We start from the raw sequence: 15,620 nt of genomic DNA on the forward strand, positions 1-15,620 counted from the left end.
GCCTTCAGCAACGAGGCCAGCGCCCGCCTGCTGCGCGAGCTGCATCCCGCCCGCTTCGAACGCACGCTGATCTCGCCGAAGAACCCCTGGCTGTGGTGGCTGCCCGGACTCGCCGCCAAGGTGCGCGAACAACGCCGCCCGGTTTCCGCGGACAATCCGCTGTGGCAGTGGCAGGAGCGGATGTCTGACTTCATCGTTCAGTCGCTGGATCATTACCGCGACCTGCGCGACGCCGCCCAGGAGCAACTATTCCGCGGGATTTACGAATCGCCGCAACTGGCCACGCTGATAGGCGTGCAGCCCGCCGGCGAAGCGCGCAAGCAAGCGCTCACCTGGGAAAGCCGCGAGCTGGCGCGCCTGAAGCGCGAGGCGCTGGACCCGAGCTTCGAGCACGGCACGCTGGCTGATGGCTTCATCCGGCTGCTGGTCTATGTCGGCATCGGCATGGGCGTCATCGATGAACGGCCGTTCAACGCCATCCGCCGCACCATGCGCGGCGTGCAGCGCGAATATCCGCTGACGCTGATGCAGCTGAAGGCTACCGTCCGCAAACAGGTCGCCCTGGTGCGTGCCGATCATCAGCGCGCGCTGAACGGCTTGAGCACGCTGCTGCCCGACCAGCACATCCGCCACCAGGCCTGGATGCTGGTGCGCGACCTGCTGCTGGTGAATCGCCATGACATTCCTGCGGAGCAACAGCAACGGCTGGAACAGGCGGCGAATGTGCTTGGTCTGTCCGAACAAGACCGCAAGGCCATTCTGGACAAGGCCGCGATTCAGACGGCCGCCCCTCGCGCGACGGAAACGGTTGCAGTCAAGCCGGCTCCGGCTCCGGCTCAAGCCCCTGCCACCAACGCTATCGTTCCAGCGGCCAAGGCTGAAATCCAGCCGGCGCCAGCCAAGACCACCGCCACGCGCAAACCGGCGGCGGCCAAACCGGCGACCAAGCCAGACGCAGCCCATCCCGCCCCAACCGTAAAAGCCGAGGCTCAAACGGCTGCCGCGCCAGCCAAGCCTGCGCCAGCCCGCAGGCCCGCGGCCAAAGCCAACGGCCAAGCGCCTGCCGCAGTCAAAACCGTCAAGCCTTCTGCCGCCGCCAAGCAGCAGAAGGACTCCTGACGCACCATGCCGGGGCGCCGACAGGCGCTCCGGTTTTATCGCCAACACACCTCAAACGCTTTCGCGGCTTGGATAGCGTCGCTTTGTACTGATCCCATCCCCTCCCCGCCATCCCTTCGCCGCAATTGATTCATGCAGGAAAATGATCATCAATAGGTTCTGAATATTGACTATTCAAACAGCAATGGCTAATATTTGACGCGCTGCGGGAGAGAGGGGCGCCGCCCCCGCCGAAGACGCAAACTCCCATAATCGCTCAGGCAAGCAGTACCGCAGTGCACCATTGATTCAAGCCGATTGGAGAGAGACCGCCGCGAGCGGTCCACCGAAGGGGCAAGTGGCCGCCGGCCATGCAACTCTCAGGTAAAAGGACAAGGGGAGAGGCTGTTCCGCAACCCGGAATCCACCCAGGAGACTGCCTTGTCCGCACCCGCCATCGGCCGCGCGCTTTTGCCCGCGCCAGTAGACGCTCTTTTCCCTTTTTCGCGCCAATCCGCCGCCATCGCGCGCGGGAGCTTGCCATGCTGAGCCTGATCTATTTGATCGCCATCACCGCGGAAGCGATGACCGGCGCGCTGGCTGCGGGCCGCCGCCACATGGACATCTTCGGCGTCACCGTCATCGCCTTCCTCACCGCGCTAGGCGGCGGCACCGTGCGCGACATCGTGCTCGGCCGCTACCCGATAGGCTGGACGCAACACCCGGAGTACGTGTTGCTGGTGGTGGCCGGCGGCATCGCCGCCGTGCTGGCCGCGCGCTTCATGCGCCATCTGAACCGGCTGTTCCTGGTGCTGGACGCGCTGGGCCTGGTGGCTTTCACCATCATCGGCTGCGATGTGGCGCTGGGCATGCACTATCACCCGGTCATCGTGGTCATGGCCGGCATGATCACCGGCATCGCCGGCGGCATTCTGCGCGACGTCCTGTGCAATCGCGTGCCCATCGTGTTCCGCCGCGAGCTGTATGCCAGCGTATCGCTCTTGGTGGCCATTCTCTACCTGGGATTGAACGCGCTGGAGGTTGCTCACGACTGGAACATCGCCGCCAGCTTCGCCTTCGGCCTGGCGCTGCGAATGACCGCGCTGTGGCGCGAGTGGCAGTTGCCGGTTTTCGCCTACCGCCACGATCATCACTGACACCCCGCCCCGCTTTCGCGGGGTGTTTTGCGTCACGCATCGCAAGCCATGGCTCATGATTCGCGCCTCACGGCTTGGCATAGCCATACGCGCGCCAGATTTTCTGCGATTCGGGACTGAAAAGGTAATCGAACAATTGCCGGGCTTGCGGATGGCCTGCCGCCGGCGTCAGCAGCGCCACCGTCTGCCGGATAGTCGGGTAACTATCCGGCGGAATCTCTACCCAATGCCCCTTGCCCAAACGTGAGCGCTCCAGCACCTGAGACTTGGAAACGAAACCGCCCGCCACCTTGCCGGACGCCACCATTTCGGCGGCATGGGCCACATCCGGCGCCCTGACAAAACGCGGGCGCAGGCGTTCCGCTAGTTGGTAATGATTCAAGCTGTATAAAACCATCTGGCCATAAATGCTGGACTCGGGATCCGGCAGCGCGATCTTGCCTCTGCCTTGGCGCAGCCACTCCAGCCAGCCGCTCTCATGAAAATCCGCCGCCAGCGACCATAGCACCAGGGAACCCAAACCAAAGATGCGCGGTTCTTCCAGACAGCGCCCCTGCATCTGCAGCTTATGGGTATATTCGTCGCTGGACGAGATGTAGATTTCGTACGCGGCGCCATTGGCAATCTGCGAGGCCAGCGCCACCGCGGGACCATAAGCCACCTTTACCGTTACGCCAGTCTTTTCCGTGAATTTTTTGACGATCTCATTCAGCGCCGGCTCAGTATTGCTGGCGGCGGCCACCGTGACCGGCGCGGCATGGGCAAAGGCCCATGCGCAGGCCAGCAGGCACCCCGCCAATATCTTCGGCATGATGCGCTCCCTGAAACTTCACGATTCAGCATAGGGCATGCGTTGCGAACAAAAAAAGACCCAAAGTCGGCATGGCCGAAACCGATTCAAACGGTTTGCGCCTCGCGAATGCGGGCGATGAACCATTCCGCGGCCCGGCTCAGCAGCGCGCCCTCCCGCACCAAGAGCAACAGGCTCAGCCTCGGCGGCCGCTGCTTAAGCGGCAGCTCGACAAAACGCTGCGCCGTCAGAGTGGCCTGCAAGGCCTGATTGGACATCGGCACCACGGCATCCATCGTCATCAGCAGCCCGCACAGCAAGACATTGGACGTGCAGCAAGTCACTCGTTCCGGCGGCGCCAGTCCTTCGCGCGCAAACATGCCATGCACAAAGCTTTCGTACTGGCCGCTCTGATCAGTATGCAGCCACTCCGCCTGCCGCAATTCCGCCAACGCGGTGGCATGCCGCAACGGGCTTTCCGCGCGGACGGCAAAGCCGGATGGGGATTCGCACAGCCGCTCCACCCGCACGAATGGATCGTCCGGCGGCGTGGAGAAGGCGCCCAGCGCGAAATCCAGCAGCCCGCTGCGCAGGCCCTCAAGCAGTTGTTTCCCATCCTGCTCCAGGAAATCCACCCGCACCTGCGGCATGGCGCGCCGAAAGGCCGCAAACGACTGCGGCAAAATCTCGAAACCGGCCAGCGGAGTCAGGCCGATGCGCAGGCTGCTCTCGCGGCCGGAGCGCAGCCGATCCATTTCCTGCTGCGCCCTCTCCAGCTCCCGTATCACCAGACGCGCATAGCCGAGCAGCGTCTGTCCGGCCTCTGTCAGCGTCACGCCCCAGGAGTTGCGCAGCAACAAGGGCACGCCCTGCTCCGTCTCCAATTCGCGCAGCGCCTTGGTGATGGCAGGCTGCGTGACGTACAGCGCGCGCGCGGCCGCATTGATGCTGCCGTGATCCGCCACCGCGACCAAGGCCCGCAGTTGATGTTGCTTGAGTTGACTCACGTGGATAACTCATGGTTATGGCTATCAATATTTGTGCTTATTCAGCGCAAATAGTTTTGCCTAGCATGGTTCGGCACCCTCACATCAACGGAAAGCAAACCATGGCAAACGATCCCTTCATCCTCCCGGAAATCCTGGGCAAGGTAAACGAGTTCATCGCGCTGCGCCGCCAAATACACGCTCATCCGGAGCTGGGGTTCGAGGAGCAGCAAACCAGCGAACTGGTCGCGGCCAAGCTGCGCGAATGGGGCTATGAGGTGCAAACCGGCGTCGGCAAGACCGGCGTGGTGGGCACGCTGCGCGCAGGCGCAGGATCACGCGCGCTCGGCATCCGCGCCGACATGGACGCCTTGCCCATCCAGGAAGCGACCGGCCTCTCCTATGCCAGCACCCAGCCTGGCAAGATGCACGCCTGCGGCCACGACGGCCATACCGCCATGCTGCTGGCCGCCGCCCAATACTTGGCCGCAACCCGGCGCTTCAACGGCACGCTGCATCTGATTTTTCAACCGGCGGAAGAAGGATTGGGCGGCGCGCCGGCCATGCTTGAAGACGGCCTGTTCGAGCGCTTCCCCTGCGATGCCGTCTACGCCCTGCACAACGCGCCGGGCCTGCCTGTCGGCTGCTTCGCGCTGAAAGAAGGCGCCATGGCGGCCTCGTCCGACAGCGTGGATGTTCGCCTCACCGGCGTGGGCGCGCACGGCGCGATGCCCAATTTCGGCCGCGACCCCATCGTCGCCGCCTCGTCCATCGTGATGGCGCTGCAAACCCTGGTGGCGCGCAATATTCCGGCGACCGAGGCCGGCGTGGTCACCGTCGGCGCGCTGCACGCCGGCAAGGCGCACAACGTGATTCCGGAACACGCGGAAATGAAGCTGACCGTGCGCGCGCTCAGCCGCGACGTCCACGCCACCTTGAAACAGCGGCTGCATGAAACCGTCCAGCTGCAGGCGCAAAGTTACGGCGTAGCGGCGGAAATCGACTACCGCACCATCGCGCCGGTGCTGGTCAACACGCCCGATGAAACCCGCTTCATGGCCGAACTGATCCGCGAGCAAGCCGGCGCGGAACGGCTGATCCAGCCGCCGCAAGGGATGATGGGCAGCGAGGACTTTGCCTGGATGCTGGAAAAGAAACCCGGCTGCTACGTGCTGCTGGGCAACGGCACCGAAAGCCGCGGCGGCTGCATGGTCCACAACCCTGGCTACGACTTCAACGACCAGGCCCTGCCGGTGGGCGCCTCGCTGTGGGCGCGACTGGCGGAAAGCTATCTGCGCGGCTGACGCGCGGCGCGATCAAGCCGGCGGCACAGCCGGCATCGCAAGACAAAGGAGAAAGCTATGCTGCGTCACACCTGGCCGCCCCTGCTGGCGGCCTGCCTGGCCCCGCCCGCCTGGGCCGATTCCTTCCTGCTGACCCGCCTGCAAGGCCTGCCCCTGTTCAACGGCATGCTGAAGAACGGCGGCGTTGCCCCGTATGGCACGCTGGATCTGGGCGTCAACTACGCGCAAGCAGGCGGCAAGCGCGCCTGGCAGCTGCAGAGCGGCGGCGAATGGACATCCAAGTTCGGCCTGGCCGGCCGCGAGCTGTTAAGCGACGGCTGGCGGACGGAATTCAATCTGGAGGCCGGCTTCAACGCCAATGACGGCACGCCGCAATCGCCCGGCATCACCTTCAACCGCGAGGCCTGGCTGGGCCTGGAGTCCACGCGCTGGGGCGCGCTGCGGCTGGGCCGCCAGCTCAACGCCGGCCTGCCGCTGTTCATCGATCCGTTCGGCGCCGTCAACACCCATTCGGTCTACAGCTGGGCAGGCATGGGCGCGGTGCAGACGCCGCTCGGCGTGTTGCCCAATGCCGACCTCGGCCCCGGCGCCGCCCAGCTCGACAGCCGGCTGGGGCACGCCGCGAAATGGATTTCGCCGCGCGGCCAGGGCTTCAACGTCGAGTTGCTGCAGGCCGCTTCGCCCAACCGGCGCGCGCCGGGAAGCAGGGGCGCCATGCTGGCCCATCTGGACGGCCCCTTGTTCCTGGCCGCGAGCTTCAACCAAAGCTGGCAGCCGCTGTCGCCGTCCGGCGCGGACGCGGTGCGCAATGACTTTTACGGCCTGGCGGCGGTCTACGACATCAGCCGCTTGGTGCTGTCGGCCTCCCATACCGTCACTGTGCCGCGCCGCCAGGAAAACGGCATCGCCCGCGTCTACACCGCCGGCGCCATCGTCGCGGAAAAGCGGCACGTCTACCGCCTGTCCGCCGTCTACCGCGACACTTCAAGCGCGCGCGACGCGGACGGACAGGCCATCTCCAGCTCCGCCCTCGGCCTGATGCTGGGCTACGACTACAACCTGTCCAAGCGCACGGGCCTGTATGCGCGCGCCGGCGCCATCCGCAACCTGGGCGGCTCCACCCTGATACTGAACGGCCAGCCGCTGCCCACCGACACGCGGGGCAGGCCGCAGACCGGGATCACGCCCGTCGGCGCCGCCGTGGGCCTGTACCACAACTATTTCTGAAGCCGCCTGTCACTATCCAGATCGAGGAACTTCATATGAACAAGACGCTGACCGCCCCCGCGGCCGACGCGCCGGTAATGCACACCGCCTCGTCGCGCCGCACCATCGTCGCGGTGTCGCTGGGCAACTGGCTGGAGCTGTACGACTTCACCGTGTTCAGCTTTTTCGCCGTGTTGATCGGCAAATTGTATTTCCCGTCGCACAGCGAGTACGGCTCGCTGCTGATGGCGCTGGCCACCTTCGGCATCGGCTTCGTGATGCGTCCGCTGGGCAGCGTGGTGATAGGCCGCATCGCCGACCGCGCCGGCCGCAAACCGGCACTGACGCTGACCATCTGGCTGATGGCCGGCGGCACCGCCCTGATCGGCCTGGCGCCCACCTACGACAGCATAGGCCTGCTGGCGCCCTTGCTGATCGTCGCAGGCCGTCTGCTGCAAGGCTTCGCCGCCGGCGGCGAAGTCGGCGCCGCCACCAGCTTTTTGATGGAGTCCGGCGCGCGCAACCGGCGCGGCTTCATGGTGAGCTGGCAGATGGCCACCCAGGGCGGCGCGGTGCTGGCCGGCGCGCTCAGCGGCGCGCTGTTGACCTATTTCCTCAGCCATGAAGCGCTGGAAAGCTGGGGTTGGCGGCTGCCTTTCCTGCTGGGCTTGCTGGTGGGGCCCGTAGGCTTGTACATCCGCCGCCATCTGGACGAAACCCACCAAGCCGAACCGGCTGAGCAGCCAAGCCTGGCGGCCCTGATGCGCCAGCATCGTCGCAAGCTGCTGTTGGGCTGCATGCTGATCATGGGCGGCACCGCCAATATGTATGTGGTGGCGCACTACCTGCCGTCCTATCTGATCAAGGTGCTGCATCAACCGCCGGCATCGGCGCTGCTGGCGGGATGCGCGGCGGGACTGGTTCTGCTGCTGGCCTCGCCGCTGGCCGGCATGCTGGCCGACCGCCTGACCAGACGCAAACCCCTGCTGCTGGCCGTCAATGCTTTGTGCGTGCTGCTGACGCTGCCCTGCTTCATGCTGCTGCACGCGGCACCCTCGCTGCCTGCCGCGTTGATGCTGGCCCTGACGCTGACCGCACTGCTGGCGCTGGGTAGTCCCGCCGGCTTCCTGCTGATCATGGAGGCCTTCCCGCGCGGCTGCCGCGCCACCGGACTTGCCATCATCTATGCCTGCGGCGTGACGCTGTTTGGCGGCTTCGCACAATTCATCGTCACCTGGCTGATCAGCGTCAGCGGCAATCCATTCGCCCCGGCCTGGTACATCATGGCGTGCAGCGCGGCCAGCTGGCTGGCGTTGCTGGCTTTTAAAGAAGAAGCCGCCACCGACTGACGGCATGAGCCGCCCCGCCAAACGCCCCAGCCCGCTGATCGCGGGCTGGGCGCATGGAAGGCCGGCTACTTGGGGATGAAGCTATCCGGCACCCGCTCGTACACCTTGAACCGCGCGATCAGCCAAGGATAGACATCGCCGCGGCGCCACTTGGCATAAGCCGCGGCAAACTGCTTGGCCAATTGCGGCCCATCGCCTTTATTGCGGAAGGCAATATACATGGGGTTGCCGCTGAACACCGCGCTTGGCAACGGGGCCACATGCGCCGCCACGTCCGGCATCTCCGGCTCCACCAGTTGCAGCGCCAATTTCTCGGCAACCGCCACGTCAATGCGACGCGCCACGAGCATGCCGAACAGTTGCGACTGATTCTGCGCGTGCTGGTCCAGGGGCATCCCGGCCGCCACCGCGTCGGCGATCTCTTGCCCCAGGAAATAGCCATGCGGCGCGCCAAAGCGCCAGCGGTTCATCATGCTGGATACTGGCGGGATGTAGTGAATGCGCGCGGCATCCTCCCTGCGCACAAACAAGGTAACGCGCTCGACATCCAGCTGATTGCCATCCAGGAAAACCGCGTACTTCATTCTTTCCGCGGTTTTACCCATATAGGTGACTGCATCCACCTTGCCGTTGGCCAGCGATAACTGCACCCGGCCCCACGGCATGCGCTGGAAGGACACCTCCCACCCCAACGCCTTGGCCACCGCGCGCACAATCTCGGTATGAAAACCGGTCAGATTGCCCTGATCGTCCAGGTATTCGAATGGGCGGTTATCCGCCTCTTCCATCGCCACCAGCAGAGTCTGAGCAGGCACTGGCAAGGCCAGACTCCACAGCATTGCCATCCACAGCAGCCTTCTCATGCACGCACTCCCAAGGGGCTGTTGACGGGTTGTGCTGCGGGGATCGCGTTTGCGCCGATTTTGGCCGGATGCAAGGCGCGCAGTCCGCCGCATAGTCATGCCATGCCAGGGCCGCGCATCGCCGAATCTGGCCAAAAGAGGCCAAACCCGCAAGGCCGGATGCCTTTCGCAACCACTCGGCGAACGTCAACAGCCCCTAGACATGCTCTCTTGGATATAGCCGTTCGACAGTAAAATATCTTGCTTGCCAAAGTGGCCAGGATTGCCGGACAAGCGCCGAATCTCCAATCCATGCCCAGACAGACCCATCGCCCGATGACGAGCGGGCAAGCCCGCGCCGTTGTGCACGATGGACGGGATAAGCCTGATTGCCCTGAGTCATGGCTTGGGCGCGGCCTCGCCATGCCAGGCGTTTAATCTTCTGGCCATGCCTTGCCAAGCGCTGGCATAGACGTTTTAATGAGCGCTCGCTATCTGTTTTCAACCGGTAAATCCATGCTGCCCATCGCTTATGCCCACTCCACTTCGCCGCAACGCGGCCAGGTGGCGCCTGCCGTGCGCAGCGTCGTTGAGATTATTATTATCCCGCTGAATACCAGCCAGGGATAAGGCCGCTCATTTTCATTTAGCCGACGTCCCTGGCGAGGGACCGGTCTGAATGTCCCTCCTTCTCCAGGTCCGCCGGCATCACAATCCGGAGACTTCCATGCTGTCCCGCAACCACACAGCCGCCTTGGGCATGATGGTGTTTGCCCTGTTTCTTGGCGCTGGCAACGTCATTTTTCCGCCTATGGCAGGCCATCTGGCCGGAGAGGCCTGGCCCATTGCGGCGCTGGGTTTCATGCTGACCGGCGTTGGCCTGCCCTTTCTGACCCTGCTGACGGTAGCAGGCCGGGGCCGGGGCGAGGCGCTGTCGCGCGACCTGCCGCCCTGGGCCGCAACCGTATTCTGGAGCTTGTTGTATCTGATTCTGGGCCCGCTGTTTGCGATGCCGCGGGTGGCCAATGTCGCCTACGAGATGGGATGGCTGCCTCTGGGATTCGCCCACTCGCCCTGGGGCAGCGTCTTGTTTGCACTGGCGTTCAATGGAATTGGTCTCTATTTCATGCTCAAGCCCGGCCAGATGATAGACAGCGTCGGCCGCTTGATGACCCCCGTGCTGTTACTGCTGCTGTCGGCAGTTGCGCTGGGCGTCATGCTGAAGCCGCTGTCTGGCGTGGGCGCAACCAGCGCCAGCTATGTCGACGGCGCCTTTGTTGAAGGCCTGCTGAGTGGTTACCAAACGATGGACGTGTTGTCGGCCATGGCGTTTGGCGGCCTGGTTGCGCGCACGCTGAGCGGCAAAGGCATCACGCAGCCCAAGATGGTCCGTTTCTTGACTTTCAAGGCCGGCTTGATCTCGGTCGCGCTGCTGTCCTTACTGTATCTGTGCCTGTTCTATCTGGGCGCCACCAGCGCGCCCGTCGCGGCAGGCGCGAGCAATGGCGGGCAAATCCTGGTGCGTTATGTCGCCTGGCTATTTGGCGACGCAGGCAGCTGGCTGATGGCGGGCATCGTGCTGCTGGCCTGCTTGACCACCGTGGTGGGACTCGGCAGCACCTGCGCGGATTACTTCGCCAAGCAGACGGGGCGATTGGCTTATCCTTACTGGCTGGCGCTGATTTCCGTGGCATCGACCCTGATCGCCAACTTTGGCCTGGATGTGTTGATCCGCGTCACCGTGCCCGCCCTGTATCTGATTTATCCAAGCGCGATCTGCCTGGTGCTGCTGCAAGCGCTGCGCAGCCGCTTGCCCAATCTGCCCCTCAGCTATGGATTGACGCTGGGCGTCGTGTCCCTGATCAGCCTGGGCGACGCCCTGAAGGCGGCCGGCCTGCTTCCCCCCGCGCTGCAAGATGACCTGGAACAATTGCCGCTCTTCTCGCTGAGCCTGGGTTGGCTGCTGCCCGGCCTGCTGGCCTTGGCCAGCAGCGTCATGCTGGGCCGCATGCGTTGGCTGGCAAGCGAGCTGCCCTCGCGCCCATGAGTCTGACACCATGCCTGCCGCGGTCGGCTGAACGCCCACAAGCCGCCGGGCAGGCATGCTTCTCCCCCTGCCCGCCTTGCGCAATCTACATCACGCGCTGACGCCTGCCCCGTCACTCAGCCGGTTTCCAGCGGCAGCCAAATTACCGTAAGATCAGGCGTAATGAATTCTCGCGCCGCACAAAATCAGGGCGGCGCCGCACCCAAAGCAGCGGCATGCGCCAAATGGCGGTGCAGTACCGCCCGCCCCTGGCGGCCACGCCAATGGACAAGCCAACGGCCACGCTGCGGGAAGTACATTAAAAATCAATAGATTGGGCGAATTATGTTACTGATGATCGACAATTATGATTCCTTCACTTACAACCTGGTGCAGTACTTCGGCGAGCTGGGCCAGGACGTGAAGGTGTTCCGCAATGACGAGATCACGCTGCAGCAGATCGAAGCGCTGAAACCGCAATACCTGGTGATCTCTCCCGGCCCCTGCACCCCCAACGAGGCCGGGGTATCGGTGCCGGCCATCCTGCACTTCGCCGGCAAACTGCCCATCATGGGCGTGTGCCTGGGCCACCAGGGCATAGGCCAGGCCTTCGGCGGCAAGGTGGTGCACGCCAAACAGCTGATGCACGGCAAGGTGTCGCCGGTCAGCCATCTGGACAAGGGCATGTTCCGCGGCCTGCCCAATCCGGTCACCTGCACCCGTTACCACTCGCTGGTGATCGAGCGCGAAACACTGCCGGACTGCCTGGAAGTCACCGCTTGGACCGATGACGGCGAGATCATGGGCGTGCGTCACAAAACCTTGCCCATCGAGGGCGTGCAATTCCACCCGGAATCCATCCTGACTGAACACGGCTACCGCATGCTGGACAACTTCCTGAAGGAATTCGCCTGATGCGCTTGCCGCTGCCGCTGATCGCCGCCTTGTTGTCGGCGCAGGCCTGGGCGGGCGTGCTGGATGACTGCACGCAAAGCCAGCCAGACACGCCGGCCATCGCCGCCTGCCTGCAGCAGCGGCACGCCGACATCCGCAAGCAGCTCCAAGCCCAAGAAGACAAGACCCTGGACGCGATGCGCAAGCTGGACGCCGCCACCGATGGCCGCTTCCACGCCGCGCGCGAATTGCGCCGCGCCCGCCAGGCTTACGAGGCCTATCGCCGCCAGCACTGCGGCTGGGTGGAGGCCAGCTACGCCAGCGGCAACGGCGCCGGGCGCGCCCGCCTCGCCTGTGAAATCGACCTCGACACGCAAAGGCTGGCCGAACTGGGCCGGCAAAGCTGATAGGAATCCCGCCATGATTACCCCGCAAGCCGCGCTGAACCGGCTGATCGACGGCAATGAATTGTTTTACGACGAGATGCTGGCGCTGATGCGCCAGATCATGCGCGGCGAGCTGACGCCAGCCCAGACGGCGGCCATCCTGATCGGCCTGCGCGTCAAGGTGGAATCGGTCTCGGAAATCGCCGCCGCCGCCACCGTGATGCGCGAATTCGCCACGCATGTGCCGCTAGCCGACCGCCGCCACCTGGTGGATACCTGCGGCACCGGCGGCGACAAATCGCATACCTTCAATATCTCCACCACCTCGGCCTTCGTCGCCGCCGCCGCCGGCGCGCGCGTGGCCAAGCACGGCGGACGCTCGGTCTCGTCCTGCTCCGGCAGCGCCGACGTGCTGGAGTCGCTTGGCGTCAATCTGCAACTGACACCGCAACAGGTGGGCCAATGCCTGGATCAGATCGGCCTGGGCTTCATGTTCGCCCCCAACCACCACAGCGCGATGAAGCATGTGGCGCCGATCCGCAAGGAACTGGGCGCGCGCACCATCTTCAACATCTTGGGACCGCTGACCAACCCAGCCGATGCCGACAACCAGCTGATGGGCGTGTTCCACCCGGACCTGGTGGGCATCCAGTCCCGCGTCTTGAAACAGCTGGGCAGCAAGCATGTGATGATCGTGCACGGCTGCGATGGCCTGGATGAGCTGACGCTGTCCGGCCCCAGCCAGGTGGCCGAGCTGAAAAACGGCGAGATTCTTGAATACGAGCTGGAGCCGGGCGAGTTCGGCCTGATGAATTGCGAGCTGAAAGACCTGCGCGCCACCACGGCCGAGCAGTCGCGCGACCGTCTGCTGTCCGTGCTGAACGGCGAGCCCGGCCCGGCGCGCGACATCGTGCTGTACAACGCCGGCGCGGCGATTTACACCGCCGACATCGCCCCAAGCCTGGCCGATGGTGTTACCATGGCGCGCGAAGCCTTGGACAGCGGCAAGGCTCGCCAGAAACTGAATGAACTGATCGCGATGACCCAACAGTTCGGTCATTGAATCCTGGATGCAACGGCCCCAAGACGAGGCGCCGCTTTACGCTCCACATAACACATGGACCGTGTCAGAACATCATGAACAAACTATCCAAAGATATTTTCAAGGCTTATGACATCCGCGGCATCGTCGGCAAGACACTGACCGCCGCCGTGGCCCAGCAAATCGGCCAGGCCATCGGCTCCGAAGCCCAGGCCCGCAAGGTCAAGGCCATCGTGATCGGCCGCGACGGCCGCCTGTCCGGTCCCGAACTCAGCGAATCGCTGGCGGCCGGCATCCGCTCCGCCGGCGTGGACGTGATCGACGTCGGCCGCGTGGCCACCCCGATGCTGTATTTCGCCGCCCACCAATTGGGCACCTTGTCCGGCGTCATGGTCACCGGCAGCCACAATCCGCCCGACTACAACGGCTTCAAGATGATGCTGGCAGGCGACACGCTAGCCGGCGAAGACATCCAGAAGCTCTACCAGCGCATCGCGGACGGCAATCTCGCCGAAGGCGAAGGCAGCTACCGCACCGAAGACATCGCCGAAGCCTACTTCGATCGCATCACCTCGGATATCAAGCTGGAACGCCCGCTGAATATCGTGGTTGACAGCGGCAACGGCGTGGCCGGCGCTTTCGCCCCGCTGCTGTACCGCCGCCTGGGCTGCAAAGTCCGCGAGCTGTTCTGCGATGTAGACGGCAACTTCCCGAACCACCATCCGGACCCGGCCAAACCGGAGAACCTGAAGGACGTGATCGAGGCGCTGCAGAAGACCGACGCCGAGCTCGGCCTGGCTTTTGACGGCGACGGCGACCGCCTGGGCGTGGTCACCAAGGACGGCAACATCATCTGGCCAGACCGTCAGCTGATGCTGTACGCCGCCGACGTACTGGAGCGCAACCCCAAGGCCAAGGTGATTTTCGACGTCAAATCCACCCGGCTGCTCAAGCCGTGGATCAAGAAGAACGGCGGCGTGCCGGTGATGGCACGCACCGGCCATAGCTTCATCAAGGCCAAGATCAAGGAAACCGGCGCCCTGCTGGCCGGCGAAATGAGCGGCCATGTGTTCTTCAAGGAGCGCTGGTATGGCTTCGACGACGGCATCTACACCGGCGCCCGCCTGCTGGAAGTGCTGTCGCGAGTGGAGAACCCGAGCGAACTGCTGAACGCCCTGCCCAATGCCGTCTCCACGCCGGAGCTGAACCTGAAGATGGCCAAGGAAGGCGAAAATCACTCGCTGATCGCCAAGCTGCAGGAAACGGCGCAGTTCGACGGCGCCGAGGAAGTCAACACGCTGGACGGCCTGCGCGTCGAATACAAGGACGGCTTCGGCCTGGCGCGCGCCTCCAACACCACGCCGGTGATCGTGCTGCGCTTCGAGGCGGATAACGAGGAAGCGCTGGAGCGCATCAAGGGCGACTTCCGCCGCGTGCTGGCCACCGCCACCGACGCCAAGCTGCCGTTCTGATTCGGCACGGCAAGCGCTTCACCGGATTTTGTTAGCCACGTCAAAGGCCCCAGGCCGATGAACCAAGCTATCAGGGGACATGGGCCATCCATGTCCCCGTTGTATTGAAAGGACTGTCATGTACCAATTGGCCGCAAGCCACTTCTCCACCGTGCGCGACTTGCTGCGTTTCGCCGTGTCGCGTTTCAACGATGCCGGACTGACCTATGGCCACGGCACCCATAACGCGCACGATGAGGCGGTCTATCTGATCCTGTCCGCGCTGCAGCTGCCGATCGACACCCTGGATCCGTATCTGGACGCCAAGCTGCTGCCGGAAGAAGTGGAACGCACGCTGGAACTGATCCGCCGCCGCGCTGAAGACAAAGTGCCGGTTGCCTACCTGACCAATGAAGCCTGGCAGGGCGAGTTCAATTTCTACGTCGACGAACGCGTCCTGGTGCCGCGCTCCTTCATCTACGAGCTGCTGGGCGAACCGCTGGAGCCGTGGATCGAACATCCGGAACTGGTGCACCGCGCGCTGGACCTGTGCACTGGCTCCGGCTGCCTGGCCATCCAGCTGGCCCACCACTATCCGGATGCCGAGATCGACGCCGTCGACATCTCGCTGGACGCGCTGGAAGTGGCGGCGATCAACGTCGAACACTACGGTCTGGAAGACCGGATCAACTTGATCCACACCGACATGTTCGAAGGGCTGGAAGACAAGTACGATTTGATCATCTCCAACCCGCCGTATGTCGACGCAGAATCGGTGGACGCGCTGCCGGAAGAGTACCTGCACGAACCGGAAATCGCCCTCGGCTCCGGCGAGGACGGCCTGGACGCCACCCGAGAAATCCTGCGCCGCGCGCCGGATTTCCTGAACGAGCGCGGCGTGCTGATGGTGGAAATCGGCCACAACCGCGACATGCTGGAAGAATGCTTCCCCACCCTGCCCTTCATGTGGATGGAAACACAGAGCGGCGACGGCTTCGTTTTCCTGCTGACGCGCGAAGATTTGGTTTCGGCCAAAATCTAAATAGACCGCAAAGCCGCCAAAACCAAGGATTTGGCGGCTTTTTTCAT

15 protein-coding genes and 2 riboswitches are annotated in these 15,620 nt (G+C 64.0%); of the genes, 12 read left to right on the forward strand and 3 right to left on the reverse strand.

What is annotated here, in order from left to right; all coding sequences use genetic code 11:
• Positions 1-1,119 (forward strand): DUF3141 domain-containing protein (locus C2134_RS21995; protein WP_233196505.1); only part of this gene is annotated, 1,119 nt, incomplete at its 5' end.
• 196 nt (positions 1,120-1,315) lie between these two features.
• Positions 1,316-1,402, forward strand: a riboswitch (glycine riboswitch).
• A gap of 4 nt (positions 1,403-1,406) precedes the next feature.
• Positions 1,407-1,504: riboswitch (glycine riboswitch) on the forward strand.
• 136 nt (positions 1,505-1,640) lie between these two features.
• Positions 1,641-2,255 carry a trimeric intracellular cation channel family protein gene (locus C2134_RS18155; protein WP_103321501.1) on the forward strand — a complete coding sequence of 205 codons (615 nt, stop codon included), beginning with the start codon at positions 1,641-1,643 and terminating at the stop codon, positions 2,253-2,255.
• Positions 2,256-2,322: 67 nt separating this feature from the next.
• On the opposite strand, the gene modA is transcribed toward C2134_RS18155, so the two are convergent.
• Together modA and C2134_RS18165 are read right to left on the reverse strand one after the other, a co-directional pair.
• Complete coding sequence (gene modA / locus C2134_RS18160) at positions 2,323-3,066, reverse strand: molybdate ABC transporter substrate-binding protein (protein ID WP_103321502.1); 744 nt, start codon at positions 3,064-3,066, stop codon at positions 2,323-2,325.
• Positions 3,067-3,152: 86 nt separating this feature from the next.
• Positions 3,153-4,052, reverse strand: coding sequence for a LysR family transcriptional regulator (locus C2134_RS18165; RefSeq protein ID WP_103321503.1), 900 nt, complete (start codon positions 4,050-4,052; stop codon positions 3,153-3,155).
• Between the two features lie 101 nt (positions 4,053-4,153).
• On the opposite strand from C2134_RS18165, the gene C2134_RS18170 reads away from it, so the two are divergent.
• The 3 genes from C2134_RS18170 to C2134_RS18180 are packed head-to-tail and all read left to right on the forward strand — an operon-like array spanning position 4,154 to position 7,890.
• A complete protein-coding gene (locus tag C2134_RS18170) occupies positions 4,154-5,335 on the forward strand; it encodes a M20 aminoacylase family protein (RefSeq protein WP_103321504.1) in 1,182 nt (393 codons plus the stop codon).
• Between the two features lie 57 nt (positions 5,336-5,392).
• A complete protein-coding gene (locus C2134_RS18175; protein WP_103321505.1) occupies positions 5,393-6,562 on the forward strand; it encodes a porin in 1,170 nt (389 codons plus the stop codon).
• 35 nt (positions 6,563-6,597) lie between these two features.
• Complete coding sequence (locus C2134_RS18180) at positions 6,598-7,890, forward strand: MFS transporter (protein ID WP_103321506.1); 1,293 nt, start codon at positions 6,598-6,600, stop codon at positions 7,888-7,890.
• Between the two features lie 65 nt (positions 7,891-7,955).
• Here the strand turns inward: C2134_RS18180 and C2134_RS18185 are convergent, their stop codons facing one another.
• Positions 7,956-8,753, reverse strand: a complete 798-nt coding sequence (locus tag C2134_RS18185; protein WP_158248810.1) for a substrate-binding periplasmic protein — start codon at positions 8,751-8,753, stop codon at positions 7,956-7,958.
• Positions 8,754-9,212: 459 nt separating this feature from the next.
• On the opposite strand from C2134_RS18185, the gene C2134_RS21600 reads away from it, so the two are divergent.
• From C2134_RS21600 to prmB, 7 genes are all read left to right on the forward strand, one after another.
• A complete protein-coding gene (locus tag C2134_RS21600) occupies positions 9,213-9,362 on the forward strand; it encodes a hypothetical protein (protein ID WP_158248811.1) in 150 nt (49 codons plus the stop codon).
• 97 nt (positions 9,363-9,459) lie between these two features.
• Complete coding sequence (gene brnQ / locus C2134_RS18190; RefSeq protein WP_103321508.1) at positions 9,460-10,779, forward strand: branched-chain amino acid transport system II carrier protein; 1,320 nt, start codon at positions 9,460-9,462, stop codon at positions 10,777-10,779.
• Positions 10,780-11,103: 324 nt separating this feature from the next.
• Positions 11,104-11,673 (forward strand): aminodeoxychorismate/anthranilate synthase component II, encoded by a 570-nt coding sequence (locus C2134_RS18195; RefSeq protein ID WP_103321509.1) that lies wholly within the window; start codon positions 11,104-11,106, stop codon positions 11,671-11,673.
• Positions 11,673-12,059, forward strand: coding sequence for a lysozyme inhibitor LprI family protein (locus C2134_RS18200; RefSeq protein ID WP_103321510.1), 387 nt, complete (start codon positions 11,673-11,675; stop codon positions 12,057-12,059). Before C2134_RS18195 ends, C2134_RS18200 begins: the two co-directional genes overlap by 1 nt.
• 13 nt (positions 12,060-12,072) lie before the next feature.
• Positions 12,073-13,101, forward strand: coding sequence for an anthranilate phosphoribosyltransferase (gene trpD / locus C2134_RS18205; RefSeq protein WP_103321511.1), 1,029 nt, complete (start codon positions 12,073-12,075; stop codon positions 13,099-13,101).
• A gap of 74 nt (positions 13,102-13,175) precedes the next feature.
• The gene (locus tag C2134_RS18210) at positions 13,176-14,552 is read left to right on the forward strand and encodes a phosphomannomutase/phosphoglucomutase (protein WP_103321512.1); all 1,377 of its coding nucleotides are present in this window, start codon (positions 13,176-13,178) and stop codon (positions 14,550-14,552) included.
• Between the two features lie 118 nt (positions 14,553-14,670).
• On the forward strand, positions 14,671-15,573 hold the full coding sequence (gene prmB / locus C2134_RS18215) for a 50S ribosomal protein L3 N(5)-glutamine methyltransferase (protein WP_103321513.1): 903 nt from the start codon (positions 14,671-14,673) through the stop codon (positions 15,571-15,573).
• Positions 15,574-15,620 lie beyond the last annotated feature (47 nt).

The sequence above is a fragment of the Chromobacterium sinusclupearum genome (genome assembly GCF_002902845.1).
In the GTDB taxonomy this organism is placed as follows: Bacteria; Pseudomonadota; Gammaproteobacteria; order Burkholderiales; family Chromobacteriaceae; genus Chromobacterium; species Chromobacterium sinusclupearum.